This is a genomic window from Candidatus Sulfotelmatobacter sp. (genome assembly GCA_036500765.1).
Classification (GTDB): domain Bacteria; phylum Acidobacteriota; class Terriglobia; order Terriglobales; family Acidobacteriaceae; genus Sulfotelmatobacter.
Genome location: DASYBM010000004.1, coordinates 1141708 through 1167908 on the forward strand (window position 1 = coordinate 1141708; position 26201 = coordinate 1167908).

Genomic DNA, 26201 nt, shown 5'->3' on the forward strand with positions numbered 1-26201 from the left:
ACGATCAGGCGGGGGGAATCAGGCGGGAAAATCCCATCCTTCTTCTTTCATCTTGCGATTGCTCCAGTGCTGGAGTTCTTCGAATAAGGCAGGCTCGATAACGGCGAAGCGGATGCCGACGCGGCCTTCGTCGCCGACCCACATCAGGCGGGCTTTGGCCTGGAACCGGACTTGAGTATCGGGCAGTACGAAGCTTACATCGAACAATCCTGCGAGGCGCAGCGGCTCCTTTAGGCCGTCAAGTCCCATGCCGCCAGTGCTGAGATTGACGCCGTTCACTTGAATTTCTTCGCTTTGCGCGCTTTTGACCATAACCGGAATCTGCACGCGGGCGCGGAAGAATTTCTGCTGCTCGTTGCTGATGAAGCCCAGCGACGCCGTGGTTTCGCCGGGGGCGAAGTTAATGTTGTATTCCTTGAGCTTGCGGCTGAGGGTGCGGCGCGAAATGCCGAGTTGCTCAGCCGCCAGGGTGCGTTGTCCGCCGGTGCGCTCCAGAGCCTTAATGATCATCTGCTCTTCCATGCTGTCAAGATTGCTGACGGGCATGGAAGCGGTTTGACGGAGAGCCGTGGGCTCTCCGGTGAGCGCGGCGCTGAGCCGTGAGAAATCGATGTCGCGGCCGCTGGATTCCATCGCCATTTTGGCGACCAGGTTCCGCAGTTCGCGGATGTTGCCGGGCCAGGAATGAGAAAGCAGAGCTGAAATCGCCTGCGATGAAAAATTCTTGCCGGCAGCTTTCAGGCGCAGGAAGTGTTCGGCGAGGGCTACGATATCTTCGGGGCGCTCGCGCAGCGGAGGAACGCTGAGCCGGAATTGACTAAGACGATGAAACAGATCCTGGCGGAAACGGCCTTCCCGCACCGCGGCTTCGAGATCCTGATTGGTGGCGGCGACGATGCGAACGTCTACTTTAATTTTGCGATGGCCGCCAAGCCGGTAGAAAGGCTGGCCATCGAGCACGCGCAGTAATTTCACTTGCGTCTGCAATTGCAGTTCGCCGATTTCATCGAGGAACAGCGTGCCTTTGTCGGCCAATTCAAACAGGCCGGGCTTGGAGGCGTCGGCGCCGCTGAAAGCGCCCTTTTCGTAGCCGAAGAGTTCGCTCTCGACCAGATTTTCGGGAAGCGCGGCGCAGTTGATGTCGATCCACGGACGGCTGCGGCGCGGAGAAGATTCGTGAATGGTGCGGGCAATCAGTTCCTTACCGGTGCCGGTCTCGCCGGTAACCAAGACGGTTTCGGTTTGGCCGGCGACACGGTCGACCAGGGTCATGAACTGATGCATGACGGGGCTGGCAAGAATGAACACGGTGCCGTCGATCTCGCGCGAAATCACTCCGGGAATGAGAGCGCTCTCAGGAGCGGCGGCGGCGTTGTTTTCTGCGAGTGGCACGACGATCGCGATTAGAGCTGGCGGCGTGGAGCTAAGCGTCGTGGCCGAAAACTGCACGGGGAAATTGCCGCCGGTCTTCGGTCGGGCGATCAGTCGGGCGTGATATCCCGCGGGCGTAGAGGTGGCGGATAGAATCTCCCGACGTAATTGGTTACTGCGATTGCCGTTTGCGGTTTCGGGCTTTTCCGCTTCGGGCTTTACCATTTCGTGCTTTGCCGTTTCGTGCACAAAGAGTGTGGAGAAGTCGCGCCCGAGAAGTTCCGGTACCGAATAGCCAAAAAGTCTCACGAAGGCTGCGTTACACGCGCTGAATTCGCCTTGAGGATCGGCGGAGAAAACGGCCATTTGCGGCAGTTGCGACGCCGGGAATTCGTCGCGGCCAGTCGAAGTGGTGGCCATCGAAGCTCTGGCGATCAAGGCCCCGGCATTCGAAGCTCCTGCAATCGAAGCTCCTGCGATCGAAGCTCGTGCGATCGAGGTGCTGGCAAACGGCTCGTGGTTCGAACTGCGGGATGGAGTCGGCATAGGGCGCGTTTGGGATCATGGTGACACAAGGCGAGCAGTTCGCAGAGAAGCGTGTTACTGGCAGCGTAACGAAGGTAATGAAGCCCAGTGGTTCGGTCAAACCACTGACCACTGATCCTGACTCCACTGACTCCTGACCACTCACTACTACCCCCCCCGTGTCGCCTCCGTGCAGATAACGCTTCCGCTGGTTACCTCGGTAAGCTTTAGAACGCCTAATCATTCCACTACGATGCGGGCAGGCTCGAACCGGGGAGAGATGTCTTCCCCGAGGGCCTGAGCGCGGGCTAAGGGAGCCGGCGCACTAGATTTTCGTGTGTTCGCGGAGGATGCCGGAGGCGTCATCATCGGTATAGCGCGCGCTTCGAGGCCGGTAAGGCCGCAGTAGTCAGGTTTGTCGATGCAAGCAGAGAAGGACGAACTGAAGAAGGACGAGCTAACGCTCCAGACGAAGGCATTCGTCGGCATCACCGCGTTGATTGGCGTGGTAGTGCTGTGCTGTGCCCTGCTGCATTGGCAATCGCAAGACCTGATGCGTTTCTTCTGCTACCTGGCGGTAGCGGTGCTGGCATCGGGGTTGAAAGTACAACTGCCGGGCATCGACGGCACGATGTCGGTGAACTTCCTGTTCATCCTGCTCGGAGTGTTGGAACTGAGCCTTCCGGAAACTCTTGTGATCGGCTGCACGGCGAGCCTGGTGCAGAGCGTGTGGCAGACGCGCAAACGGCTCGATCCGGTGAAAGTGGTGTTCAATGTGGCCGGCATGATGGCCAATGCCAGCGCCCTGACCTACATCGGCTATCACTGGATGGCGGCGCGATCGGGATCGAATAAGCCGATTCTGCTGATGATAGCCGCTCTGGTATTTTTCTTCGCCAACACCTTGCCGATTTCGGTTGTGATTGCGCTGACCGAAGGCAAATCGAGCCGCAAAGTTTGGTCGGAGTGCTACTTCTGGTCGTTCCCTTATTACCTGGTCGGCGCGGCCGCGGTGGGCCTGGTGGGAATTGTGAACCGCTCGGCGGGATGGCAAACCTCGCTGCTGGTGCTGCCTCTTATTTATTGGGTGTACCGATCCTATCGCCTTTACCTCGGCCGGTTGGAAGCGGAAAAGGAACGAGTCGAAGTAGAAAAACGGCATGTGGAGCAGATCGCCTCGCTGAACATGCGGACCATTGAGGCGCTCGCGCTTGCCATCGAAGCCAAAGACCACACGACGCACACCCACTTGCAACGAGTACGAACCTATGCCGTCGCAGTGGCGCAGGAATTGAATCTCCGGGAGAGCGAGGTGGAGGCGTTGCGGGCGGCCGCTCTGTTGCACGACATCGGCAAGCTGGCAGTGCCGGAACAGATCATCAACAAGCCGGGAAAGCTTACGCCGGAAGAGTTCGAAAAGATGAAGGTGCATCCGATCGTGGGCGCTGAGATTCTGGAGCGGGTGGCGTTTCCTTATCCCGTCGCGCCGATTGTTAAGTCGCATCATGAACGCTGGGATGGAACGGGATATCCGGAGGGATTGAGCGGGCAAGACATTCCAATCGGCGCGCGCATTCTGGGCGCGGTCGATTGCCTGGACGCCCTGGCTTCGCATCGGCAATACCGTCCGGCGCTGCCGCTGGTCGAGGCCATGGCCAAGGTCAAGGAGAAGGCAGGGACGTGGTTCGATCCTCGGGTCGTCGAAATTCTGGAGAACCGCTATATCGAGTTGGAGCGCGTCGCGCAAATGTCGGAAGAGACGCTGGTCTCGCACGGGCTTTCGAAGATGGTACGTGTGGAGCGCGGCCTGGCGCCGGCAGCCGGATTCGAACGAAGCGAATCCGCGCAGGGCTCGACCGACAGCGCGGATTTTTTGACGTCGATTGCGTCGGCGCGGCAAGAGGCGCAGACCATGTTCGAACTGAGCCAGGATCTGGGCGTGTCGCTGAGCCTGAGCGAGACGCTGTCGGTGCTTTCGATGCGCTTACGCCGCATGATTCCTTACGATTCGATAGCTGTATTTGTAAACCGCAATGGCTGGCTGCTGCCGGAACTGGTGAGCGGTGAAAATTTTCGCATGCTGTCTGCGTTGAAGGTCAGGGTCGGCGAGGGATTATGCGGATGGGTGGCGGAGAACTGCAAGCCGATCGTGAACGGCAATCCGCAGGTGGAAGAGGGATATGTGGTCGATCCCGACAAGCATACGACGTTGCAATCGGCGCTGGTCGTGCCTCTAGAGGGGCTGAACGGCGTGGTAGGCGTGTTGGCCATGTATCACTCGACCCGGGATGCGTTCACGCCCGATCATTTGAGAATTCTGCTGGCCGTGGCCTCGAAGGTCGCGCTGTCGGTGGAGAACGCATTGAAGTATCAGCAGGCGGAGAGTTCGGCCACCACCGACTACCTGACCGGGCTGCCCAATGCGCGCTCGCTGTTTGTGCATCTGGCGCAGGAAGTGGCGCGCTGCCGTCGCATGAAAACGTCGCTGGCGGTGCTGGTCTGCGATATCGATGGATTCAAGGCGATCAACGATTCCTTCGGACATCTGGAGGGCGACAAACTGCTGCGCGAATTTACGGCGCGTCTCAAGGAAGTTTGTCGCGGCTATGACTATGTGGCGCGCATGGGCGGAGACGAATTCGTAATTACGGCTCCCGGACTGACAAAAGAGGCCGCCGTGGAAAAAGCGGAATTGTTAAATCAGGCGGCCATCGAGTCAGGACGGCATATCTGCGGGCGCGATGTGATCACGCTGAGCGTGGGGATGGCATCGTGTCCGGACGACGGCTTCGACGTAGAGCGCTTGCTGGCTGAGGCTGATCGACGCATGTATTCCATGAAGCAGCAGCACCATGCCGAAGCGGCTACACGCAAAGACGACACCAGGACTCGCTTGGCTTCCCGCGGGGCTGCCGGCCAATAGGAGGATCTCTCACCATGTTGGGGCGGAAAATTGCGCGGCATGGACTTGCCATCGTCGCCACGGTTTTGCTCGGCGGCTTGCTCTCGACGGCGCTGGTGCGGCTGGCGCCCGGCTTCGATGTGGATGAAGAACAACTGGATCCGCATCTGAATGCCGAAAGCATTCGCGCTTTGCGCCAGGCCAGGCTGGAACAGCACAACATCTTCCGCTTTTATTTTCATTCCCTGGAACGTGCCGCTCACGGCGATCTGGGTACTTCGCTTTCGCTGGGGCAGCCGGTAAGTGTGCTGCTGCGGGAGCGTACGCCGCTTACACTACGCCTCGTTGGGCTCGGGCTGTTACTGAGTTGGGCGGTCGCGATGGCGATGGCGCTGAGCGCGGCATGGTTGCGCGTGTCGGCGTACGACGCATTGACGACAACGATCAGCGGGACATTCCTGTGTATTCCTGCCGCGGCGCTGGCGCTGTTGTCGGTGCTTTGGAATGTTCCGGGAGCGCTGGCGATTGCGTTGATCGTGTTTCCGCGCGTTTATCGCTACGCGCGCAATCTGCTGGGCAAGGCTTATGCCCTGCCACACATTATTACGGCGCGGGCGAAAGGAGTGAGCGAGTTGCGGATTCTGTTCTGGCACGTCGTTCCGGTGGCCGGGCCGCAGTTGCTGGCGGTGGCAGGAGTTTCCGTAAGCATCGCAGTCGGGGCGGCGATTCCGGTTGAAGCTTTATGCGGCTTAGCGGGAGTTGGACAGTTGGCCTGGCAGGCGGCATTGGCGCGCGATCTGCCGCTGCTTACGAATCTGACGATCCTGGTTACGCTGGTAACCTTGCTGGCCAACTCGGGCGCAGATGTAATCGGAACGATGCTTCGCGGTCAGGAAGCATGAGGTTCATAGCATGGGGTCAGACTATGACGTTCAGAGTATGACGCCCGCGAGTACGAACCTGTGGCGCAAGCTCGCGTGCACCGTTCTTCTGCTGGTGGTGGGCGTATCGCTGGCGGCGAACTGGCTGGCTCCGGCGGGATATGCGAAGCAGTATCGCGAGGCCGCAGGCGCCCCTCCATCGCATGAGCACTGGCTCGGGACCGATGAAATTGGGCGCGACCGCTTCGCGCGCGTATTGTATGGAACGCGGATTTCGCTGCTGCTGGCGCCGGCGGCGGCATTGCTCTCGACTTTGATGGCGGCGCTGGTCGGTGGACTCGCCGGATATCTGGGCGGGGCATGGGCACGCGCTGCGATGGCGGTGACAGATTTATTTCTCTCGCTGCCGTGGCTGTTTTTGTTGATCACAGTTCGCGCGGTGATGCCGCTCAATGTATCGCCGCTGGTTTCGGTGCTGGTGACGTTTCTGATGTTGGGCTTATTGGGCTGGACAAGCGCCGCGCGGGTTTTGTGCTCGTCGGCGGGATCGCTGCGGGATTCGGATTTCCTGCGACAGGCGCGCGCTTCCGGCATTCGCGGGTCGCGGTTGTTCTGGGTACACGTGCTGCCGAATTTGAAACCAGTATTGCTGGCGCAGTTCTGGATTTCAATTCCAGCCTTCATTTTGAGCGAAGCGAATCTGGGAATTTTAGGCTTGGGTGTGGCCGAGCCCATGCCTTCTTGGGGAAGTTTGTTGAAGGAGTTGGAAGGAATGGTCTCGGTGGGCGAAGAGCCGTGGAAGTTTGTGCCGTTGATTTTGCTGGTGGTGGTGGTGACGTCGTTTCAGTTGGTGCTTTCAAAGCAGGAAGAGGTAGCCGCATGAAGAACCGAGTTTACCCGAGCTGGAAGACATTCGTAGCATCCCTTATCGTCGTGATCGGCGCGCTCGCTGGCTCGGCCATCGCGCAAGGCGAACTGCGGTTTTGTTTGCGGTCGGAGCCGAAGACGTTCGATCCGTTGAAGGTCGAAGACGATGCGTCGGTGGCGATCCGGTACTTGACCGGCGGAGTGCTGGTGCGGATGAACCGGCAGACGCAGGCTCTGGAGCCGGGGCTGGCGGAATCCTGGAAGATTTCGAAGGACGGCAAGCAGATCACGTTCAAACTACGCAGTGGAATTTCGTTCTCCGATGGCACACCTTTTTCTGCCGAAGATGTGGCCTACACGGTGAAGCAGTTGATGGATCCGGCGCTGCACTCGCCAACTGGCGACGCATTCCGTTCCGGGCAGGGCGATGTGGAGACGAAGATCATTTCGCCGACGCAGATTTCGATTACGTTTCCAGCGCCCGTGGCCGGACTCGACCGCCAATTCGATCAGGTCGCGATTCTCTCCGAGCATTCGTCAAGAAAAGAAATGGCGGTGCTGGGGCCGTTCATGGTCGCCGATTATAAGCCGGGCGCGACTGTGCTGCTGAAGCGCAATCCGAATTACTGGAAGACGGATGCGCAGGGGCGGAGGCTGCCATACCTCGATTCCATCAAGCTGGACATTCAGCCCAATCGCGATGTGGAAATGCTGCGCTTCAAGCGCGGAGAGATCGACCTGATCAATTCGCTGGACAGCGAGTACTTCGACAAACTGGCGGCGACCAATCCGCAGGTGGTACACGATGCCGGCGCTTCACTCGACAGCGAGCAGATGTGGTTTAACGAAGTGGCGAAGTCTCCGCTGCCGGAATTCAAGAAGAGCTGGTTCCGCTCGCCGACTTTCCGGCGTGCGATCTCCGAGGCGATCAATCGAGCGGACCTGGCGCGGGTGGTATTTCGCGGGCACGCGCAGGCCGCGGTGGGCCCGGTGTCTCCGGCCAACAAGCTCTGGTTCAACGCCAACCTGAAGCCCGATGTTTATTCGCCGGACGCCGCGCTGAAAGCCTTGCAGGGCGACGGATTTCGGCTGGAGAACGGAACTTTAAAAGATAAAGCTGGAAATGCCGTCGTATTTTCCATCATCACCAATGCAGGCAACAAATATCGCGAGCGCATGGCCACGATGATTCAGGAGGACCTCCAAAAAATCGGGATTCAAGTCAACGTCGTAACGCTCGACTTCCCTTCCCTGATCGAGCGCATGACGCAGACGTTCGATTATGAAGCAATCTTACTGGGCCTCACCAATGTCGGACTCGACCCGAGCGAGCAGATGAACGTGTGGTTGAGTTCGTCGGAGAATCATCAGTGGAATCCGTCGGAGAAGGTTCCGGAAACCGCGTGGGAGGCCGAGATCGACCGGCTGATGCGGGCGCAGGCTTCGTCGGCGGATGCCAAGAAGCGCAAGGAAAGTTTCGACCGCGTGCAGGAAATTGCGGTCGAGCAGGCGCCGTTTATTTTTCTGGTGAATCGGAATGCTTTGTCGGCCGTGGCTGCGACGGTACACGGAGCTAGTCCAGTGATCCTGGTGCCGCAGACTTATTGGAATGCGGAGCGGCTGGCGGTGAAGTAGGAACACCAAATCCTTAACCACAGAGGGCGCTGAGAATCACAGAGTAATTCAAATTCTTGGCCACGGATTTTCGCGGATTCTCACGGATCTGAATTCTGAATTTTTGATGGACTCCAGTTATCAGGGCGACGCTCTTCTCACGGCACGCGTCTCGGTGCGGTATGGGGAGAAGCCTGCGGTGCTGCGTGATGTGCAGTTCGAGATTCGGCGGGGCGAGGTTCTTGGGCTGGTCGGACAGAGCGGATCGGGCAAGAGCACGCTGGCTATGGCGATTCTGGGATTGCTCGATCGCAAGCGGGTGAAGACCGAAGGTGCCATCGATCTCGACGGCTGCGATCTGCTCCAGCTACGCGATCGGGAGTTACGCGGGCTGCGCGGAAGAAAAGTTGCGCTGGTGTTGCAGAGTCCGCTGTCGTCGCTGAACCCGGCGCTGAAGATTCGGACGCAGTTAAAGGAAGCGTGGCGGGCGCATGCTTCAGGCTCGAGCGCCGATTGCGATCTTGCGATCCGGGCGGCCCTCGATAGCGTAAGTCTGCCATCCAGCGATGAGTTCCTACAAAAATATTCGGCCCAGATGAGCGTGGGGCAGGCGCAGCGCGTGCTGATCGCGATGGCGGTGATGCATCGCCCTGCACTGCTGATTGCCGATGAGGCCACGAGCGCGCTCGATGTAATCACGCAATCCGAGATCCTCGCGCTGTTTCGCGAACTGAACCGCAGCACCGGGATGGCGATCCTCTATATCTCACACGATCTGCCGTCGGTGGCGGGCATCTGCGACCGAATTGCCATCCTGCACGGAGGCCAGATCGTCGAGACTGGCACGACCGAGCAGGTCCTGACCAATCCTCGCCACGAATATACGCGGCGCCTGATGGCGGCGATGCCGAAAATGCCGCATCGAGTCGCGTCGACCAAGGCGGCGGCTGCGGCCGCGATCTAGTTTCGAGAAAAACCAAAGGTAAAACTTTGAGGTCCGTGGTCTTCAGACCGATGGTTGGCGAAATATCGCATAACGCTTAAACAGAATCTTCTTACGGTTCGTCCAGATCCCCTGGTAGGCCGAAGGCGTACATACGGTCGTCATACGACCCGGCGTAAACTACTCCGTTTACCACCGTCGGCGAGGAGAACACATAGTACCCGGTCTGGTAGCTCCACAATTTCACGCCAGTGCTCGCGTTCAGCGCGTACACGTTACCGTCTTCCGAGCCGACATAAACCACACCATTGGCTAGGGCAGGCGCGCTATACACTCCGGCGCCGGTGGCGTAAGCCCAAAGCTCGGTGCCCGTCGTGGAGTTCAGCGCGTACAGGTTACCATCACCCGAGCCGAAGTAGAGCACTCCATTTGCGACTGCGGGAGCGGAGCCCACCTGGCCTCCCGTTGTGTAGCTCCAACGCAGAGCACCCGTCTTCGCGTTCAACGCGTACAGGTTATTGTCGTCCGAGCCGATGTAGACCATCCCATTCGCGACTGCGGCTGATGAGAGTACGGCGTCCCCGGCGGTGTAATTCCATCGTTTGTTGCCCGTACGGGCGTTCAGCGCATAGACGTTGTGGTTCGCTGAACCGAAGTAGACCAACCCGTACGCTATCGCAGGTGAGGAAAACTCCTGCCCGCTCGTATACTTCCACAACAGGGTACCGCTCATGGCGCTCAGCGCGTAAAAAAAACCGCTTTGGGATCCTACATAGACTACCCCGTTGGCAACCACGGGTGAGGAAGATACGTAGTTTCCGTCGGTGTTATATCTCCAAAGCAGAGTGCCGGTCATCGCGTCCAGCGCATACAGGTAAAAGTCGTCGGAGCCGATATAAACTACCCCGTTCGCGACCGCGGGCGAGGAAAACACCTGACCACCGGTGGTATAGGTCCACAGCTTCGCGCCGGTATGGGCATTCAACGCATAAATCTTATTATCCTCCGAGCCGAAATAAACCACCCCATTTACTACCGCAGCAGAGGAATATACGTAACTGCCAGTGGTGTAGCTCCACAGCTCCTGGAGGCTCCCTACATTGTTCACATTAAGAATGCTTTCGTAAGGGTTCCAGCGCATCATGTCTGGTAAGAGGAACTCCGTCCAGTTGACACGGACATTGGTCGTCGACACATCCCCAGGTCCGCCGCTGGTGGACGCTGTGAGTTCCGGCAGTTGCCTAACATCGGTGGGGCCACCTTCAGAAAAGATCTGGGCTTGGGCGCACACCGCCAGGCTGTATGGAAGGGCTAACGCTGCGAGCAGCGAGAGGGAAAAGCGCATCGACTTCATTTTTTCTCCCTTGTTTCAAAACGGCGATTCGAATTGTCGTGGGACCTGAGCCTAACTGCTGGGGAGCTGAAGACAACTACGGGGCCTGTACGCAAGATTGAACATACCGGAGCTAACAGGGTCAAGATGAAAGAATTTGCAGACTGCACATGGTCATTGGCGTAACAATCTTTAGATTATTCTACTCAGAACGTCGGGACATTTTGAGTGTATTGGCCTGATTTGGAGAAAACCGGGGACAGACGGGTGGAGTGCATCCCAGGTGCACTCCAGGGTGCACTCCACCCGTCTGTCCCCGTATTTTCGTCCCCGTATTTTCCCTTCCTTTTTTTGAAATAGTTCCCACAAACATCTCGTAACGTCGGCTTCCCTTAACTACGTCGGGTGAGTAACCAGCGCTCGCGGTACGAAAGGCCAGTGGGACACACTGTCCCATGCCCGCCGGGGCGGGACAGTGTGACCCAGACAGATGCTCTGTCGATTCGGAAATCTCCAGCAGAAACAATCACTTACAAGCGTTCAATTGGCTGACGCCGTGCAACAGGGGGAGTGGGAACGAACTCGATCTTTTCCCCCACCACGAAAGAAGGGTGACACTTTATGAAGTACAAGAAGAAATCACCGAAACCTGCGCAGCGCGGAGAACGACACAGCGCCGCCTGGGGTAAGCGCCTGAGCCTGGTGCTGATGCTGGTGCTGGCCACGGGGATGGCGTTCGGTCAGCGCTGGAACAATCTCACGACCGGCGCGCCCAGATGGTCGGGACGGATTTCTCCTGAACTTTCTGGACAGTTGGCGAAAGCCCATCAGGGAACGGCCAAGGGCCAGACCGTGCGCGTCATCGTGCAATACAAACAAGTCCCCACGCCGACCCATTATGCGACGATGCAAGGCCGCGGCGGACTGTTGCACTCGAAGCTGCACATGATTAAGGGTGCGGCCTTTACGATTCCCGTAAGCGCGTTGGCTGCTCTTGAATCGGATCCTGAAATCGTGGCGGTGAGCATTGATCATGCGACGCAGGTAGCGGACGAGCTCACTGACGGCGCAATTGGCGCAAGCTCGGCCTGGAATTCCGGGTTCACGGGCGCCGGCGTTGGAGTCGCCGTGATTGATAGCGGCATCAACGACAGCCATCCCGACCTGTGGAATTCAAGCGAGACCGCCTCGCGCGTGGTCTATCGCCAGGACTTCACGGGAACTCCGGCCACGAACCTGGCCGGAGGCAAATATGACCTGTATGGCCACGGCACACATGTGGCGGGCATCATCGGCGGCAACGGTTACCGTTCTGGCGGGCAGTATGAAGGCGTAGCTCCTGGGGTCAGCCTGATCGACCTGCGCGCCCTGGACCAGAACGGCGCGGGCAACGACAGCACGGTGATCGCGGCGATTCAGCAGGCGATTGCTTTGCAGAAGACCTATAACATCCGCGTCATCAATTTGTCGCTGGGTCGCGGAATTGGCGTCAGCTACACGCAGGATCCTCTCTGTCAGGCGGTAGAAGCAGCCTGGAAGAGTGGCATCGTTGTGGTTGTGGCTGCCGGCAACTATGGCCGCTTGAGCGTGAACGGAAGCAACGGCTTCGGCACCATCACGGCGCCGGGCAACGATCCGTTTGTGCTGACCGTGGGTGCGACCAAGAGCAACGGTTCGACGTCGGTATCTGCTGAAACCAAGGCCAGCTTCAGTTCGAAAGGGCCCACGACCTACGATCACATCGTGAAGCCTGACATCATGGCGCCGGGCAACGACATTGTTTCTCTGTCGGCCCCGGGAGCCACGCTGGAGGCGGGCTATCCGGAGGAACTGGTGACCGGAACCGATAACAAGAACGATTATTTCACGCTGAGCGGCACCAGCATGGCGACCCCCGCGGTCGCGGGCGCGGTGGCTTTAATGTTGCAGGAACAGCCCACCCTCACACCCGACCAGGTGAAGGCGCGGCTGATGAAAACCGCGAACAAAATGGGAATATTCTCGACGTCGGCGTATGTTCCGCATCTGTTGCAGAGCTTCGTCGATTACTACGATCTGTTCTCGGTGGGATCGGGCTTGGTAAACGTCCAGGCTGCAACGACCAATACAGATCTGGCTCCGTCCAACGTTGGAGCCGCATTGTCGCCGACCGTGGTCTATAACTCGCAGAATGGGACGATCTCTCTGGTCTACGGAAACTCGAGCGTCGCCTCGAACTCCGTGGTCTGGGGATCGTCGGTGGTCTGGGGTACGTCGGTGGTGTGGGGAGCTTCGACGGTGAGCGGCACCTCGGTGGTTTGGGGAGCTTCAGTGCCCTGGAACAGTAATGCCCTCAGTGCATTCAGCGTGGTTTGGGGATCGAGCACGGGTACAGCTTCGGCCACCAGTGTGGTCTGGGGCGCTTCGGTGGACAACTCCGACGCCGCGTTTACCGACGCGGGAGACGACGAACAATAGTGAGCCGTGTGAACCTACGAAAGGAGACTAATCATGAATAACACACGGCGAATTCAAACGTTCATCGGAGCCATGATGCTGGCCGCAGTCATTACGGCAGGCTACGCAACCTTCACCAGCCACGCCCTGCACAGTTACTTTGCGCTGGCGCTCCTGATGCTGGCGGCGGTTACGTCGCGGATGAAAGTGAAGCTCCCGGGAATTAACGGCAACATGTCGGTAAACCTGCCCTTTCTGCTGACAGCCGTCATCAGCCTGAGCGCTGCCGAAGCGGCGGCGATTACGTTCGCGTCGACGGTGGTGCAGTGTTGGCCGCGAAAGGGCGCGAAGGTCAACCTGCAACAGATGGCGTTCAACCTGAGCATGATGGCGTTCGCCAGTTGCCTGGCGAGCCTGATATTTCACGCCAGTTGGTCTGGACTGCATGGCGGTTCCACTGGTCTTGGACTCGCGCTGGCGACGGCCACGCTGTTTCTAGGGCAGACCGCTCCGGTCGCTGCCATCGTAGCCGTCAGCGAAGGCAAAGCGGCAGGACAGATCTGGTGGAGCCTGGCGCATCTGTCGTTCCCTTACTACGTAGTCAGCGCGGGAGTAACAACCATGGTCCAGACCGTCAGTTCGCACATGGGCTGGGGACTGGCGCTCTCAGTCTTCCCGGTGATGTACGTAATCCACCGCTCTTACAAGTTGTACTTTAGTGGAATGGTGGCAGGCATGACGGAAACACGCCCGCAGGTGATGGTGCAAGCGGCGCGCGCGGGTGCGTAGGGGTCCAACGGAAATCGATTTCAACCGATCGATTCAAAGGAAGGAAGGGTGGCGCAGCTTGCCACCCTTTTTCTTTCGCGTTTTTTTTGGGAGCTGTTTGGGTTCGCATGCGCTGAACGCAAGCGGAGAATCTGGCGGGGTCAATCAGGGGTTGCCGGTTCCTTTGATCTGGTCGCGATACTGCTGCTCGGTTCCAACGAAGAATTCTTCGTACTTCCGCGTGCCCGATACGCCTGATTTCTCTCCGTTGATCTTTTCCCCGTCGATCTTTTCCCCGTCGACCTTGCCCCAGATCAGGCGGCCGGGACCGGAATCGGGGATTGGCCGCAGACCGCTGGGGGAGTCAAAAAAGTACGCGTCTTTCGTCCGTCCGTATTGTTCTGGCGACGACGTTCGCAACGATCCATCGGGCGGAATTTCGAGCACAGTCCGCCCATTTTCCGATTTTAGCGGTGGCGCTCCGGGAATCTCGAACTCGACTCGCACCCAGCCGGTATAGCCGTTGGGAAGTAAGAATCGAAACGAACGCGGAGTCGAGTTTCGTTGACCGATGCCGATCCACGCGCCCAGAATGAACATGAATGCGAGCATAAGAACTCCGGCGACGATTCGCACCGGACGGGTCGCGCGATCGGGAAACAGCCAACTGCCAGCCCCCGCTTCAGGCCTTGGACGAAAACTGACAACCGCGGCGTACACGGTGACTAGAACCAGAAGGAACGTGGCTAGAGAAGGAAGGATCATCCGGTCATAATGGAACATCAGGTCAGGCATCGTTTAGAGCCCTGCATGGCGGCAGAGTGCATGAGGGGAGGCGAAATCACTCGCGACACTCGTGCCGGCTTGAGCACATGGGTGCGCATCAGATTCTTAATCGCGGGAGCGTAGAAACACCACATTGCCAACGCTGCAATCAGCGCCAGCCGCGCCGCCCCATGTGGCCGAAACAGGCTGACGCACGCGGCAACCAACAACAACATCGATCCCAACAACGAAACCAGTTCCAGCGGATTGAACGGCGCTCCATACACAGTGAAGGCGAGGAGCAGGTAAACGTGAATCCCGGTCACCAGGCCGGTAACGAAATATAAGAAGAACGGCAGCATAGGGAGAACCAAAATGCGCGAAATTATTTTAGCGCCGTTCGCGCTGGCAAGCAGAAGGGCCGTAAAGGCCACTTGAGTCTACGAATCCTCCGGTTCTTACGCGTGGATCGGGGACTTTGGTGAAAGGGTGCCGAGGGGGAATAAAAGCGTGGTGCGGGCGGAGGGACTTGAACCCTCATGGGCCGTTTAAGCCCTGCGGATTTTCATGCCGTCTACGGCTTTCGCCGCCCGGACGTGGAGCTTTTTCAGGCTCACGTCAAGTTTGCGGTCTGGACTATCCCTTCACCCTCCTCCGGAAATTCCGGAGCTTAGGTGCTGCCCGTCTAGTCTCTACACCTTCCCGGTTGATTTCTCTCCGGGCTTGGCTCGGGATTGCCAGTGAAGGTTCCCCCGAATTTGAGCAGTTCTGCATCGCCGATTTCCCGGCGAGCACTCAAGTTTTCCTTAAGTCCGCTGCGTATGCCATTCCGCCACGCCCGCGCGCGGCTGTCTGACTGCCTTTCTATCATAGGACAGGATTGCCCGGAACAGTGGGCGGTAGCAATGCGGCATGAGCCGGTGACCCGGCCACAATGTTCCTGCGGGAACATAACGTCATGACGGGGGAGGATATACGATCATGTGATGACAGCTAAGACTAAGAAAGCAAAGAGACGAACGGATGGGCACCGGCAACCCAGGCTGATGGGCCATGGACCCACGTTGTTCGCGGGGCGATCGAAGCCTGTCGATTTGCAGGTCGTGAGCCGGCTATGGCGTGACCGCGAAGACTACGCCGCAACCAATAAACTGTTCACAGCCGAAATCACCGGCGTCCGGGGCGGTGCCGTAAAGTTTGCCCGCTGCATCCATGACCAAACCGGCCGTGGGGAAGCCGCCATCTTTCTTCCCTGTAAATCTGTACAACACCGTTTCCTGGCCCGTCGTATCGAGCTTGAAAACCGTTCCGCACCCGAGTTGTTCACCCAACAAGTTGCAGGAGAGATCGCCCCCGAATTCGGTGGTTCCGTATAAGTTGCCGGCCGCGTCCCGGAGCAATGGCGCGGCTGAATCCCTCCCATCCCTGCCACCCTTGAAGTTGTAAAGTACAGTTATTACGCCCTGCGGGTCGAGCCTAAAGATGGTTCCGTTGTCTCCCGCAGCGCAAGCATTGGCGGTTCCATAAAGGTTCCCAGCCCGGTCCCCGATTAAACCGCCAAAAGGAAAACACCCGTAGGCATCGGAGTTAACGAAAACGTGCAATATAGTTATGGCCCCGCTCATATCCAGTTTGAACAGCGTCCCGCAACCGGTTCCTACGCAGGAGGAACTGCCCCCCTGGCCCGCAGTGCCGTAAAGATTGCCTTGCGCATCCCGTACCAGGTTGCCGATTGGCATGGTTCCGTCAAAAGTTCCCTGGAAAGCATAGAGGGTCGTCAGGTTACCAGCAGGGTCCAGTTTGAAAACGGTTCCGCAACCAACCGGAATGTCGCAGTTTGTGATGTCGCCTCCGTATGCGGTGCTGCCATAGAGATTGCCGGCAGAGTCCATTATCATGGTCGCCCAAGGACCGGACCCGTCCGCGCCGCCGAAACTGTGCAGGACCGTCTCTCTGCCGGTCTTATCCAGTTTGAATATGGAGCCTTGCCGGTAAGCGCCGCCGAGATAGGTGGTGCCGTAGAGGTTTCCGGCTGCATCCCGGATCAGTCCTCCGATTGGGTCTGCGCCTCTGGGATAAACGTCACAACATCCAGGGAATCTATACAGCACGGTATACTCACCCATTTTGTCTATCCTGAATACCGTACCGATGGAAGAGTTGCCGCCCCCGTCGTAGGTGTTGCCGTAAATGCCGTCCGGCGCCAGCAGCAAGGCGTCCAAGGGATCGATTCCGTCGTTTCCACCGGTGAAGGTGTGAATTACTGTGAAGGTTTGCGCCTGGGCTGCCGGGGTCGCCGTGAGCATTGCGGTCAGCGCCAGGGCCAAGACCAAACTGGCGCGACCGCGCTTGATAGAATTCCACGCGAATTTCAACTTCATAGCATCCGCCCTTTCATTTCGGTCTACGGAACTCGTACTGCGATCTTTTTGTCTCACTTGAGAATTGTTTCCGGCTCAAAAGGGTACGTAGACTGATGCAGCCTGTCTGTTGAATGGTTTGCCGAGGCGCCTCGGCTTAAGCCAGGGAAATCGGCAAGCGGTTATCTGATTCTCGAGCCCTTATTTGGTTACAACTCGATTTTTCCCGCATCCGCGATGCCGACCTGGGCCGGTTCACCGTGGATCGCCTGATGGCAATTATCAACCGACTTGCTCTTTAGCGATTTGGGACAGCAACCGAATCACCTCACGGCAGCATCTTTATCGCCTCGGAGGTGCTGATGCGCCGTACCAACGTCTGCCTGATCATTGTCTTCCTGTTCTTCCTGGTATTCTCGTCGATTTTTTGTCTTGCTCAAACCACTACCACGGCCACCTGCACGGACTGGCAGTTCTTCACTACCTTCACGCCTTCGGGAATTAACGTTTCGAATACGGTTGTCGGCTCAGGCCAGCAGAGCGATGGCAGCATTGCCGGTTACATCCGCTACTCCGATGGTGAAACCCGGAAGTATGTTGACCCACACGCCGCTCCGCCCACCGATTGGACATACTTCAACAAGATCAACGCCGGTGGCGTGACCGTGGGATGGTACCGCGATGCGAACCAGTCCGCTCACGGCCTGCTTTTTTCAGGATCCAGCTTTGCAACCTGGGATTATCCCGGCGGAGGCGAGACCATTCTCACGGGCATTAACAAACAGAACACGATCATCGGTTATTGGGGCGGCGACTTCAGCCAGCCGTATGATGGATTCGAAAGCTGGGCGAATGGCTCGACTCTCATCATCTCCGCTCCCGGAGCCATGCAGACGACCCCCGGCGCGATCAGCGATACCGGGCTTGTCGTGGGATACTATGTGCCTGACCAGTCCCAGCCTCCCTATCCCGATCGCGGATTCGTGCTCACCGTATCCGGCGCTTATAAGACGCTTGACTATCCTGGGGCCGACCGCACTTTCTTGAATGACGTCAACTCCGCCGGAGTCATCGCCGGCTCGTGGACCAACACCACCACCGGCGCAACTGGCGGCTTCCTTTTCGTGAACGGCACGTTCGAGGATGTTTTGGGACCGAATGGTGAGGCGACAACTTTGAACGGCATCAACGACGCCGGCTACGTTACCGGCGCGATCCCAGGCAGTTCATTCACGGCCCAGTGCCACTAAACCGAAACCGGAAAACCGAAACCGTGAAAAACCAGGGAAACCAGAGACGGGACGTACCCCGCCTCTTCGACGAGCGGGGCTTGCTCATCGGCATTGTGCTGTGGGAGATCCCTCGGCCCGCTGGTGAAAACGCGGGCCTTCGGGATGACTCGGTGTGCGGCGGAATCGCGAGGCGAGCGGTGTGAGGCTCACCAAGTGCCATCGGCCATCGCCTTTTGACGTGCGATTTCCGCTTCACTTGGCGGCGAAGATGTCGTAGGTCCGCTGCCCCAGCAGCAGGTCGAAGGAACGACTGAACAGGTCGCCGATCGTCTTGCCGATAACTTCGTCGCCAACGGGCGGCAGCCATCCGCCGTGGTTGAACCCGCCGGTAGGATCCTCCGTCGTTCCGCCCGGCGACTGCATCGCACCGTCAAGCGAAACGAATGCCGGGTAGTGCCTCAGTTTAAAATTGTTTTCAATTCTTAAACTTGAGGACGGGGTTTCGGAGATGTGTTGGCCGCTCGTCCGGCCATGATAGACAAATAGCAATCCTCGTGAATGGGTTTGCCGTCGTGAGTGATCTTACTTGCTCTAAGGTCTATCGGTTCGTGGCAAACGATGCAGATGTGCGTAGACTCTGAAGACATAACGGCCCCCCGGCGAACCAATCAGGTTTCACAAGAGACCGACGCCCAAGTGGGCACGGCGGAGAGATGTGTGGTTGACTACACGAGAGTATGCCATTTTGTACTCTAGCGTACGTAATAGTTCTGTAAAGATGGGTCTTTATGCGTTATTAGCCCGCGATTTGTAAGGTCCACGCTTGGCGGGCGGGGCATGTAGTTGTCCGCCATCAACGCGATTTCTTCCAGACTCCAAACATGATCGCTCAAGCCAGCCGCCATGCTCGGAGTGATCCTCAGCGTCTTGTGGATTCTGGCGAAATTGTAGAAACTACCGATGTCTGACGGTTCGAGACGCCATAACCCAATCCAGCATTCAGGGAACGACCAGCTCATCCACTAGCCTTCACAAATCAGGGATTTCTATTCGCTCATTTCTATTCGCTCCTGGATGGTTCCCAAAGCTCGATCTTATTGCCGTCTGGATCTTTAAGCCACGCAAAGTTTCCGTAGTCGGGATATTCCGCGGTCTTTTCGATGGCCACGCCCTTGCTTTTGAGATGGCTGAGGATGTCGGCCATGTTCTTCACGCGATAATTAATCTGGCCGGTCCGCGGCTTATCCTTGATGTCCTGATCGGTGGGCATAATTGCCCACGCAGTCGTTCTCTTGATCTCCGGGTTTTCCAAATCCCTGGAGTCAAAGGTCGCAAAGATTGAATTGCACTCCGTGTCTTCGCCCTCCGGAATTATTCCGAGAGAATCGCGATACCAGGCAGCCAATCGCTTGGCATCGTTGGAAAAAAGAAAAACACCGCCAATTCCGTCGATCATAAAGTTCCTCCTTGAGCAATGAGTTACCTTCGCTCTTTTGCACGGATTCACATTGTGTCATAGAAATACGCCAGGTGGCCCTATGCGGTTGTGAGGACGAATTCGACTGGCGATTTATGCGTGGGCGGCGGAGGCGCTGTCCGGGCTGGCAGGTGGGGTGGCGCGTTGTTTGTGCAGGGCGTCGTGGAATTGGTCGGCGGTCAGGGCATCGCCGTAGAACAATTGCAGCAGCGGATCATCCGGATCGGCGGGGGGTGGGGTCGTGCTGGGCTTCGGCTCAAGCCCTTGCGGCTCTACCCAGAGCTCGGGCATCAGCGTGCGATTCCCGGTGAGCACGGCCAAGAATTTTTCGACCGCCGCGCGATGCTCCGGAGTAGTTTGAATGAACTCCACGCCCATGCCTTTCTCGGGATGCATGATGCGCACTACGCCCTGGGCGCGGACTTCGGCGGTGCCAGCCCGCATCGACAGAGTAACGCGAGTCGACGCGGGAAAGGGCGATGAGATATCGAGATAACATCCGCCGAGACTGAGGTCGGTGAGCTGGCAGCGGATCGGAGGGTCATCCTGTTCAGCGTCGGGAGAATTTTGTTTGAGCCATTCCTGGAGCTGGCGAGTGGCTTCGGGCGAGATGTCGTGGAAACGAAGGCCGGCTTGCGCCTCCGCTCCCTCCCAGGCAAACTCTGCCGGAATTTCAAGAGTGGCGGAGGTTCCAGGCAGGGTGAAGGCGATCTGCCAGCGGCCGGTGGGACGACGCCGCCTGGGTATGTCGACTGCGACGCCTCCCTCGCTCAAGTCGACGGTTGTCACCTTCATGTTGCTGCCCAACTCGGGGCTGCGCAGAACTACAGGAATTTGCACCGAAACCCGCGCGTTGCGCCGGCGCTCACTCTTCATGAGAGCCCGGGCAGCCCGAAAACTCGATTTAGCGCGTTCGCTGGAAACGGGCTTGTAGAGCACGAAATGCGCTCCAGTTTCAAAAACAGCCTTCAGTCCGATGACCGGCTCCACGATGGCGACGGCGACCGCTTGCTTGTTACAGGGAGCGATGCGGGCGCTGCGCAGAACATCGCAGGCTCCGTTGTCGGTAATGTCGACGATAATTGCTTCGAAGCGCTGGCGGGTGAGCTTGCGCAGGGCGCTGTCGGCGTCGGCACAGAGATCCACTTCGATCTCTAGATCGCCCAGCACTCGCCGCAGGACGCGTACAATTTTTTCGTCCGAACACAGCAGCAACGATTTCAGATTCATGCCCGGCCAACTCCTGGAACCCGAATGCGAGTCGACGTTTTCAAGTCGGGGCCAACCACTCCTGGCAATGCGCTTCAGACTCCCCTGGCTCCCACTGTAAGTCTGTCGGCGGGTGTGAGCAATGTATCTGCGGAGGCAATGGGTTACGGGCGTAATCTGCGGGCAAGATGCGCGGCGGAATCAGGATGCAAAAAAAAAGGCAAATTTGGGCGGGTTGCACGTTCATGAGTAAGACTTAACTCAGCAAGATGCTCGACGATCATACGTAGACCCGTCTTAAACTGTGCATTTGCATGTGTTTATGCGGGATCTGATGACAACCTTTGGAGGAGATTTTCGTTGACTTTGAAAGAAAATTGACTGTAAGATGTTGAGTCTCCGATTAGCTTTGCGTCCGGATTAGTTCAGGGCCTAGGTGTTTTTTCCAGGTTTGGATTGGGGCTGGATATTAGTTGCAGATCCCCATTGCAAACCGCCGCATCCGGTTGCTGAATCCTGAGGACAGCGCGGAGAATCATATAGTTAGAGAAGTACAGTTAAAGCAGTTTTGGTTCTTATCCCCCTAAGTGGAAAGGCATTGTTCATGGCCAAGCGACGCGGAAATCCGAACTGGGGCAAGCCTGAGCCGATCGGGCCGATTACCCCCACCATCACTGAATTTGAACAGGTTGTACGTGAATACAAGCTCTCCCCGGACCAGTATCTGCGGTCGACGCGGCTGCGCGAATGGGCGCGCCGGAATAAGAACTCGAAGTATATTCCCGAGCCTCTTCTGGAAGCCTGGGGCTTTGAGATTGAGTCCACGCTGTAACAGCGAGTAGAAAGGAAATTTTGGGTCGCTCTACGGAGCGGCCTTTTGTTTTGGGCGAGGCCTTGGGTCGTCGGTCCTCGGTCGTCGGCCTTCGAGGTTAGGCGTTGGGCAGAGAGACTCTACGTCAGCTAAAGGCGTAAGCTGCGATCTGAAGGGAAAGTAGTAAGCGGTTCTCAGCCTACGCGTTCCGAAGCTCCATCCGAGAATCTGAGACTGAAAGCCGAAGACTGACGACCGAAGACCGACGACCGACACCATGCTGGACGTCCTGAGAATTCCTTCCGGTGAACTGCTGGCGCTTCTGACGGCGATTGGATTTGCCGCAGGGCTGAATCTGTACGCGACTGTGGCCGTGCTTGGACTGCTGGCGCATTTCGGGCATCTGCCGCTGCCCCCAGGTCTGCAATTGCTGGATTCATGGCCAGTGATTGCCGTCAGCATTGTGCTTTTCGCGATCGAATTCTTCGCCGATAAAATCCCTGCGTTCGACCTGATCTGGAACGCGCTGCACACTTTCATCCGCGTGCCGGTTGCGGGACTGCTGGCCTACAACGCGACGAGCCAGCTTACGCCGGAGCATCAATTGCTGGCGACGTTACTGGGAGCGGCAGCGGCTCTGATTGCTCACGGAGGCAAGACAGCAGCGCGGGCGGCGGTGACGCCATCTCCCGAGCCGTTTTCGAACATTGCTCTGAGCTTGGGCGAAGACCTTCTGGCGATCGGGCTAACCTGGCTGGCGACGAAACATCCTTATGCGGCGGGAGTGCTGGCCGCGATTTTTGTCGTTATTATCGTGCTGCTGGCGCGGATTGTGATTCGGGCGCTGCGCGCGTTATTTCGTGGGGCGGAGCAGGAACTGGCGGGATAGCATCGGAAAAAATAGGGTGAATTTAAGAGACGAAGGACGCGCGGGCGGGACGCCCCCGCGACAGCCGCCGGGACGGCGGCGCTACGAAAATCTAGCCCGCGTGGGTGGCCATGGTCATGGGTTGCTCGGCCGATCGTTCGCGGGAGATGAGAACGTCATCCCAAAATGACGTGGGGGGATCGAGGGCGGACAGTCCGATCTGACCTTCTTCGGGCGAACCCTTCAATCCCAGCCAGGCTACGCGAAAGTCCTCTTTGCGGTTCAAGCGGGAGAGGGAGACTGTCGTTCCCCTGCGAATCGATCCGGCAGAAGCCCTCAAAAGCGCGCCATAGCGGCTGACATCGATGGTAGTTGCCTTCTGGTCGACCCGGCGACCCCTATGGTCGGTAGTGATCAGCAGAACCGGCAGAGCCATCTCTACGCGCAAATCACGGCGTTTGATCTTGAACTGGGCCATGAGACTGCTCAACAGTTTCGCGACCTCAGCTAACTCCAGAGCGGATTTTTGCGACTCCTGGGCGCGGAAGGAAGTCCCATCGGCCACGCGCGCCACTCCGGCGATGCTGGAGGAGATCTCGCTGGCTCCCGAAGCTGCTTCGGCGACGTTGCGCTTCATCTCGTTCGTCGTGGCGCTCTGCTGCTCGACGGCCGCGGCAATGGTTCCCGAAATATCGTTGATCTGGTGGATGACGCCGGCGATGGTTCCGATGGCCTCGACTGCGCCCTTGGTATCGGCCTGAATGGCGGCAATTTTACGGCTGATGTCTCCGGTGGAGGTAGCGGTCTGTTTGGCCAGTTCTTTGACCTCGTTGGCGACCACCGCGAAACCTTTTCCGGCCTCACCGGCGCGAGCAGCCTCAATGGTGGCGTTCAGGGCGAGAAGATTAGTTTGCTGCGCGATGGTGCTGATCACTTTGATGACCTCGCCGATCTCGACGCTGGAATTTCCCAGCTTCGCGACCGCGGTGCTGGCGACCTGCGCAGACTGCACCGCACCGTTGGCGGCGCCAGCCGCGAGATGCGCATGGGTCGCGATGTCCTGGATACTGATCGCCATCTCTTCAGCGCCAGTGAGAACGGTTTGAAGGTTCTGGCTGGCGCGGGCCACGGCCTCGGAAACGATATTCGCCTGGGCCGAAGTCTCTTCCGAATTCTTGGTAATCTGCTCGCGGGCGGCAGAGAGTTCATCGCTGGCGCCAGCCACGCGCATGGCCGTGTCGGCAATCAACTGAATAACTTCGCCGAGGCCGTTTTTCATGGTGTTCATGGCCAGGCAGGTGCGGCCCATCTCGTCATCGGAATCGACCTCGACGTCATCGATCTCCAAATTCTTCGCCGCAATCTCCTGCATGAGAGCCAGCATTCTGCCCGAGGCTACCGACTGCATGCGCCCGATGGTGGTGGCCATGGCAAAGCCGATGATGACCACGCAAACCAGGAAGGCGATCACGAGATACCGGGCAGACGAATACACTTCGTCGCTTTTTTGAGCGAAGGCTGAGGCGGCCTTGTCATCCAGTTCGACTTCATCTCGCAGAATCTTCATGGCGGCATCGAAGGCATCGCTCCCCGCGGATTGCGCCAGCAGATTCGCCTGATACTCATTCTCATGGGCCAGTGCCACGACCTGTTCGTGCACGGCCAGATATTTTGCCCAGGCGGTGCGAAACTCCTGGTCGAGGGTGCGCTGTTCATCGGAGGTCATGAGTGTTTCATACTGCTTTTCATTCTCTTCCAGGTCGATCAGGGCTTGCTTCAGGGGCGGGTCCCACTTTTCTTTGTGCTCATAGGCGAGCAAATGGCTTAATTCGGAACGTCGCGTGGCGGAAGCGTTGTACTTGATCGCACCCAGGAATGTGACCGAGGGCATTTGGCGGGAAACCACCTGTACTGTGGTGCCATTCACTCTTGACAATTCCCACAGATCGAAGATGCCTAGGCCGACCATCAGAAGCCCGAAACTTCCGAACGCGACCGCCAGTTTCTTGCCAATATTCAGATTTCGAAACCAACCCATGTCAGAGCCTTTCCTCTGGGCGTGATATCGGCAAGCGCTCCGCATTGCATTAGCCGCGAGCCATCACCGGAGGCGCAGCCCGACGCGCGCGGAGATTCGTTCGACGCCGGTGACGGGCGGCTCTTGGCTTCGCCTGAAAAATCGCTTGGGACGACGACCACCCCTGCGTGATGCCAACTAGAAGCTTGTAACCTATTTTGTTACAATGGCTTCAGGATGAGCCCTCAAGTTCCATTCACGAGTGTTCCGGATGCGATTGAGGAAATCCGCGCCGGCCGCATGATCGTTGTGGTCGACGATGAAGATCGCGAGAACGAAGGCGACCTCACCCTGGCAGCCGAGAAAGTTACGCCGGAAGCCATCAACTTCATGGCGAAATATGGCCGCGGCCTGGTTTGCCTGGCCATGACCGAGGAACGGCTGGAGCACCTGAACATCGGGCCCATGACGTCGGAAAACACTTCGCAGTTTGGCACCGCGTTTTGCGAGGCGATCGACGCGCGGACCGGAGTGACTACAGGAATTTCCGCTCACGATCGCGCCCGCACGATTCAGGTAGCGATTGATCCGGCGACGAAACCTTCCGATCTGGCGCGGCCCGGCCACATGTTCCCGCTGCGAGCGCGCAAGGGCGGAGTGCTGGTACGAGCTGGACAGACCGAAGCCTCGGTTGACCTGGCGCGACTCGCAGGCATGGTCCCGGCGGGAATCATCTGCGAAATCATGAAAGACGATGGCAGCATGGCGCGCGTGCCAGACCTGATCGAGTTCTGCCGCGAACACGGGATGAAGATGCTGACCGTTGCGGAACTGATCCGTCACCGGATGGCGCACGAGCGTTATGTGCATCGCGTGGGCGAGGCTCTGGTCGATACGCGCTTCGGCGAATTCCGCCTGATCGCTTATGAAAGCGAAGTGGACGGCGGCGAGTCGCACGTGGCTTTAGTTCGCGGAGACATTGCGAATAGCAAAGAGCCTGTGCTGGTGCGCATGCATGCGCATTGCCTGATGGGCGACGTCTTTGGTGCGACGGGCTGCGAATGCCACGCCACGCTGGAGGGCGCTTTGCGGCGAATTTCCCACGAAGGCTGCGGCGCGTTGATCTATCTGCACCAGACTTCGAAAGGATTCTCGGTGGAGCGCGTCGGCGACCGCACCGCGCTCAGCTTTCATCATGGCCGCAAGCTGCCTTCGCTGCTGGACAGTGAAAGACAGACGCAGCGTGAAGTCGGCATCGGGGCGCAGATTCTTTCGGATCTGAACCTGCACAGAATTCGGCTGCTGACGAATCGTCCGAAGAGAGTGGCGGCGCTGGAAGGATTCGGGATTGAAATTGTGGAGCAGGTTCCGGTGGAGTTGCAAGGCAGCAAGACAATCGGCCGATAGCCCACTACGCTGGAGGCGCAACTTGTCCCGTTGCGATCAAGGGCCGCAGAGCGCGGCCCGAAAATTAGAACGGTTTCCGCACCACGACTTCTGCATCGCGGATGAAGAATTGCGCGGAACAGTTGTCGGAGCCGCAGATCACGGGCAGGAAGCCGTTGATCTGTTTGCGGGTGATCAGGCCTAGCATGCCGCAGGACGGGCAGGCAAGGACAGCCCAATAGGGATCTTCCTTTTCGCCGATCTGTCCGGCATTTTCCAGCACGAAGACGGTACCCGGCTGCATCTGTTCGGGAATCCACTCATTGAGAAGGTCCAGTTCACCGACCATGTCTTCCTCCCTAGTGTGCCAGTCCTGCCGAGTCCTGATGCTGTTTCTTGAATCGTCTACATTCGCGCTGCGATAAACAAACGTTAA

Annotated in this window: 21 protein-coding genes and 1 pseudogene; 11 read left to right on the plus strand and 11 right to left on the minus strand. The window is 58.1% G+C overall.

Translation table 11 applies throughout. The features are described 5' to 3' along the window. Positions 1-18: 18 nt before the first annotated feature. The gene (locus tag VGM18_07880) at positions 19-1917 is read right to left on the minus strand and encodes a sigma 54-interacting transcriptional regulator (GenBank protein HEY3972909.1); all 1899 of its coding nucleotides are present in this window, start codon (positions 1915-1917) and stop codon (positions 19-21) included. Positions 1918-2317: 400 nt separating this feature from the next. Between VGM18_07880 and VGM18_07885 the strand changes: the two genes are divergently transcribed. From VGM18_07885 to VGM18_07905, 5 genes are all read left to right on the plus strand, one after another. After that, a complete protein-coding gene (locus VGM18_07885; protein HEY3972910.1) occupies positions 2318-4819 on the plus strand; it encodes an HD domain-containing phosphohydrolase in 2502 nt (833 codons plus the stop codon). Positions 4820-4833: 14 nt separating this feature from the next. Further along, entirely contained in the window at positions 4834-5700 is an 867-nt protein-coding gene (locus tag VGM18_07890; GenBank protein HEY3972911.1) for an ABC transporter permease, read from the plus strand. 10 nt (positions 5701-5710) lie between these two features. Then, positions 5711-6562, plus strand: coding sequence for an ABC transporter permease (locus tag VGM18_07895; GenBank protein HEY3972912.1), 852 nt, complete (start codon positions 5711-5713; stop codon positions 6560-6562). Beyond that, positions 6559-8181: an ABC transporter substrate-binding protein gene (locus VGM18_07900; GenBank protein ID HEY3972913.1), complete on the plus strand. Its 1623-nt coding sequence runs from the start codon at positions 6559-6561 to the stop codon at positions 8179-8181. Before VGM18_07895 ends, VGM18_07900 begins: the two co-directional genes overlap by 4 nt. Before the next feature lie 106 nt (positions 8182-8287). Next, complete coding sequence (locus tag VGM18_07905; protein HEY3972914.1) at positions 8288-9124, plus strand: ABC transporter ATP-binding protein; 837 nt, start codon at positions 8288-8290, stop codon at positions 9122-9124. A 91-nt stretch (positions 9125-9215) separates the two neighbouring features. On the opposite strand, the gene VGM18_07910 is transcribed toward VGM18_07905, so the two are convergent. Beyond that, positions 9216-10457 carry a PQQ-binding-like beta-propeller repeat protein gene (locus tag VGM18_07910; protein ID HEY3972915.1) on the minus strand — a complete coding sequence of 414 codons (1242 nt, stop codon included), beginning with the start codon at positions 10455-10457 and terminating at the stop codon, positions 9216-9218. A gap of 600 nt (positions 10458-11057) precedes the next feature. Here VGM18_07910 and VGM18_07915 point away from each other — a divergent pair. Both VGM18_07915 and VGM18_07920 read left to right on the plus strand, forming a co-directional pair. Beyond that, positions 11058-12893: a S8 family peptidase gene (locus VGM18_07915; protein ID HEY3972916.1), complete on the plus strand. Its 1836-nt coding sequence runs from the start codon at positions 11058-11060 to the stop codon at positions 12891-12893. Positions 12894-12926: 33 nt separating this feature from the next. Beyond that, positions 12927-13661: a hypothetical protein gene (locus VGM18_07920; protein ID HEY3972917.1), complete on the plus strand. Its 735-nt coding sequence runs from the start codon at positions 12927-12929 to the stop codon at positions 13659-13661. A gap of 144 nt (positions 13662-13805) precedes the next feature. On the opposite strand, the gene VGM18_07925 is transcribed toward VGM18_07920, so the two are convergent. The 3 genes from VGM18_07925 to VGM18_07935 form a co-directional block, all read right to left on the minus strand. Continuing rightward, positions 13806-14435 carry a hypothetical protein gene (locus VGM18_07925; protein ID HEY3972918.1) on the minus strand — a complete coding sequence of 210 codons (630 nt, stop codon included), beginning with the start codon at positions 14433-14435 and terminating at the stop codon, positions 13806-13808. Continuing rightward, complete coding sequence (locus VGM18_07930) at positions 14423-14767, minus strand: hypothetical protein (protein HEY3972919.1); 345 nt, start codon at positions 14765-14767, stop codon at positions 14423-14425. Before VGM18_07930 ends, VGM18_07925 begins: the two co-directional genes overlap by 13 nt. Before the next feature lie 750 nt (positions 14768-15517). Beyond that, entirely contained in the window at positions 15518-16786 is a 1269-nt protein-coding gene (locus VGM18_07935) for a choice-of-anchor tandem repeat GloVer-containing protein (GenBank protein HEY3972920.1), read from the minus strand. A gap of 341 nt (positions 16787-17127) precedes the next feature. On the opposite strand from VGM18_07935, the gene VGM18_07940 reads away from it, so the two are divergent. Next, positions 17128-18015: a hypothetical protein gene (locus VGM18_07940; GenBank protein ID HEY3972921.1), complete on the plus strand. Its 888-nt coding sequence runs from the start codon at positions 17128-17130 to the stop codon at positions 18013-18015. Between the two features lie 234 nt (positions 18016-18249). On the opposite strand, the gene VGM18_07945 is transcribed toward VGM18_07940, so the two are convergent. The 4 genes and pseudogenes from VGM18_07945 to VGM18_07960 form a co-directional block, all read right to left on the minus strand. Further along, on the minus strand, positions 18250-18420 hold the full coding sequence (locus VGM18_07945; GenBank protein ID HEY3972922.1) for a hypothetical protein: 171 nt from the start codon (positions 18418-18420) through the stop codon (positions 18250-18252). 437 nt (positions 18421-18857) lie between these two features. Further along, a pseudogene (locus VGM18_07950) lies at positions 18858-18950 on the minus strand (IS1 family transposase). Between the two features lie 107 nt (positions 18951-19057). Beyond that, complete coding sequence (locus VGM18_07955; protein HEY3972923.1) at positions 19058-19453, minus strand: VOC family protein; 396 nt, start codon at positions 19451-19453, stop codon at positions 19058-19060. Between the two features lie 114 nt (positions 19454-19567). Beyond that, positions 19568-20704, minus strand: coding sequence for a PilZ domain-containing protein (locus VGM18_07960; GenBank protein ID HEY3972924.1), 1137 nt, complete (start codon positions 20702-20704; stop codon positions 19568-19570). A 583-nt stretch (positions 20705-21287) separates the two neighbouring features. Between VGM18_07960 and VGM18_07965 the strand changes: the two genes are divergently transcribed. Beyond that, the gene (locus tag VGM18_07965) at positions 21288-21515 is read left to right on the plus strand and encodes a hypothetical protein (GenBank protein ID HEY3972925.1); all 228 of its coding nucleotides are present in this window, start codon (positions 21288-21290) and stop codon (positions 21513-21515) included. Between the two features lie 256 nt (positions 21516-21771). Next, positions 21772-22383 carry a DUF4126 domain-containing protein gene (locus VGM18_07970; protein HEY3972926.1) on the plus strand — a complete coding sequence of 204 codons (612 nt, stop codon included), beginning with the start codon at positions 21772-21774 and terminating at the stop codon, positions 22381-22383. A 91-nt stretch (positions 22384-22474) separates the two neighbouring features. Here the strand turns inward: VGM18_07970 and VGM18_07975 are convergent, their stop codons facing one another. Further along, a complete protein-coding gene (locus VGM18_07975; GenBank protein ID HEY3972927.1) occupies positions 22475-24400 on the minus strand; it encodes a methyl-accepting chemotaxis protein in 1926 nt (641 codons plus the stop codon). Between the two features lie 216 nt (positions 24401-24616). Between VGM18_07975 and ribB the strand changes: the two genes are divergently transcribed. Continuing rightward, a complete protein-coding gene (ribB, locus tag VGM18_07980; GenBank protein HEY3972928.1) occupies positions 24617-25786 on the plus strand; it encodes a 3,4-dihydroxy-2-butanone-4-phosphate synthase in 1170 nt (389 codons plus the stop codon). Between the two features lie 64 nt (positions 25787-25850). Here ribB and VGM18_07985 read toward each other — a convergent pair whose 3' ends face one another. After that, positions 25851-26114: a hypothetical protein gene (locus tag VGM18_07985; protein HEY3972929.1), complete on the minus strand. Its 264-nt coding sequence runs from the start codon at positions 26112-26114 to the stop codon at positions 25851-25853. Positions 26115-26201: the final 87 nt, after the last annotated feature.

Bases quoted from the DNA above. Each gene is read 5' to 3' on its own strand.
- VGM18_07885 (HEY3972910.1), top strand. From the start codon at position 2,318: ATGCAAGCAGAGAAGGACGAACTGAAGAAGGACGAGCTAACGCTCCAG.
- VGM18_07935 (HEY3972920.1), bottom strand. From the start codon at position 16,786: ATGAAGTTGAAATTCGCGTGGAATTCTATCAAGCGCGGTCGCGCCAGT.
- VGM18_07965 (HEY3972925.1), top strand. From the start codon at position 21,288: ATGGCCAAGCGACGCGGAAATCCGAACTGGGGCAAGCCTGAGCCGATC.
- VGM18_07910 (HEY3972915.1), bottom strand. From the start codon at position 10,457: ATGAAGTCGATGCGCTTTTCCCTCTCGCTGCTCGCAGCGTTAGCCCTT.
- VGM18_07975 (HEY3972927.1), bottom strand. From the start codon at position 24,400: ATGGGTTGGTTTCGAAATCTGAATATTGGCAAGAAACTGGCGGTCGCG.
- ribB (HEY3972928.1), top strand. From the start codon at position 24,617: ATGAGCCCTCAAGTTCCATTCACGAGTGTTCCGGATGCGATTGAGGAA.
- VGM18_07920 (HEY3972917.1), top strand. From the start codon at position 12,927: ATGAATAACACACGGCGAATTCAAACGTTCATCGGAGCCATGATGCTG.
- VGM18_07955 (HEY3972923.1), bottom strand. From the start codon at position 19,453: ATGATCGACGGAATTGGCGGTGTTTTTCTTTTTTCCAACGATGCCAAG.
- VGM18_07940 (HEY3972921.1), top strand. From the start codon at position 17,128: ATGCGCCGTACCAACGTCTGCCTGATCATTGTCTTCCTGTTCTTCCTG.
- VGM18_07890 (HEY3972911.1), top strand. From the start codon at position 4,834: ATGTTGGGGCGGAAAATTGCGCGGCATGGACTTGCCATCGTCGCCACG.
- VGM18_07925 (HEY3972918.1), bottom strand. From the start codon at position 14,435: ATGCCTGACCTGATGTTCCATTATGACCGGATGATCCTTCCTTCTCTA.
- VGM18_07905 (HEY3972914.1), top strand. From the start codon at position 8,288: ATGGACTCCAGTTATCAGGGCGACGCTCTTCTCACGGCACGCGTCTCG.
- VGM18_07915 (HEY3972916.1), top strand. From the start codon at position 11,058: ATGAAGTACAAGAAGAAATCACCGAAACCTGCGCAGCGCGGAGAACGA.
- VGM18_07880 (HEY3972909.1), bottom strand. From the start codon at position 1,917: ATGCCGACTCCATCCCGCAGTTCGAACCACGAGCCGTTTGCCAGCACC.
- VGM18_07895 (HEY3972912.1), top strand. From the start codon at position 5,711: ATGGGGTCAGACTATGACGTTCAGAGTATGACGCCCGCGAGTACGAAC.
- VGM18_07970 (HEY3972926.1), top strand. From the start codon at position 21,772: ATGCTGGACGTCCTGAGAATTCCTTCCGGTGAACTGCTGGCGCTTCTG.
- VGM18_07985 (HEY3972929.1), bottom strand. From the start codon at position 26,114: ATGGTCGGTGAACTGGACCTTCTCAATGAGTGGATTCCCGAACAGATG.
- VGM18_07930 (HEY3972919.1), bottom strand. From the start codon at position 14,767: ATGCTGCCGTTCTTCTTATATTTCGTTACCGGCCTGGTGACCGGGATT.
- VGM18_07945 (HEY3972922.1), bottom strand. From the start codon at position 18,420: ATGCAGTCGCCGGGCGGAACGACGGAGGATCCTACCGGCGGGTTCAAC.
- VGM18_07900 (HEY3972913.1), top strand. From the start codon at position 6,559: ATGAAGAACCGAGTTTACCCGAGCTGGAAGACATTCGTAGCATCCCTT.
- VGM18_07960 (HEY3972924.1), bottom strand. From the start codon at position 20,704: ATGAATCTGAAATCGTTGCTGCTGTGTTCGGACGAAAAAATTGTACGC.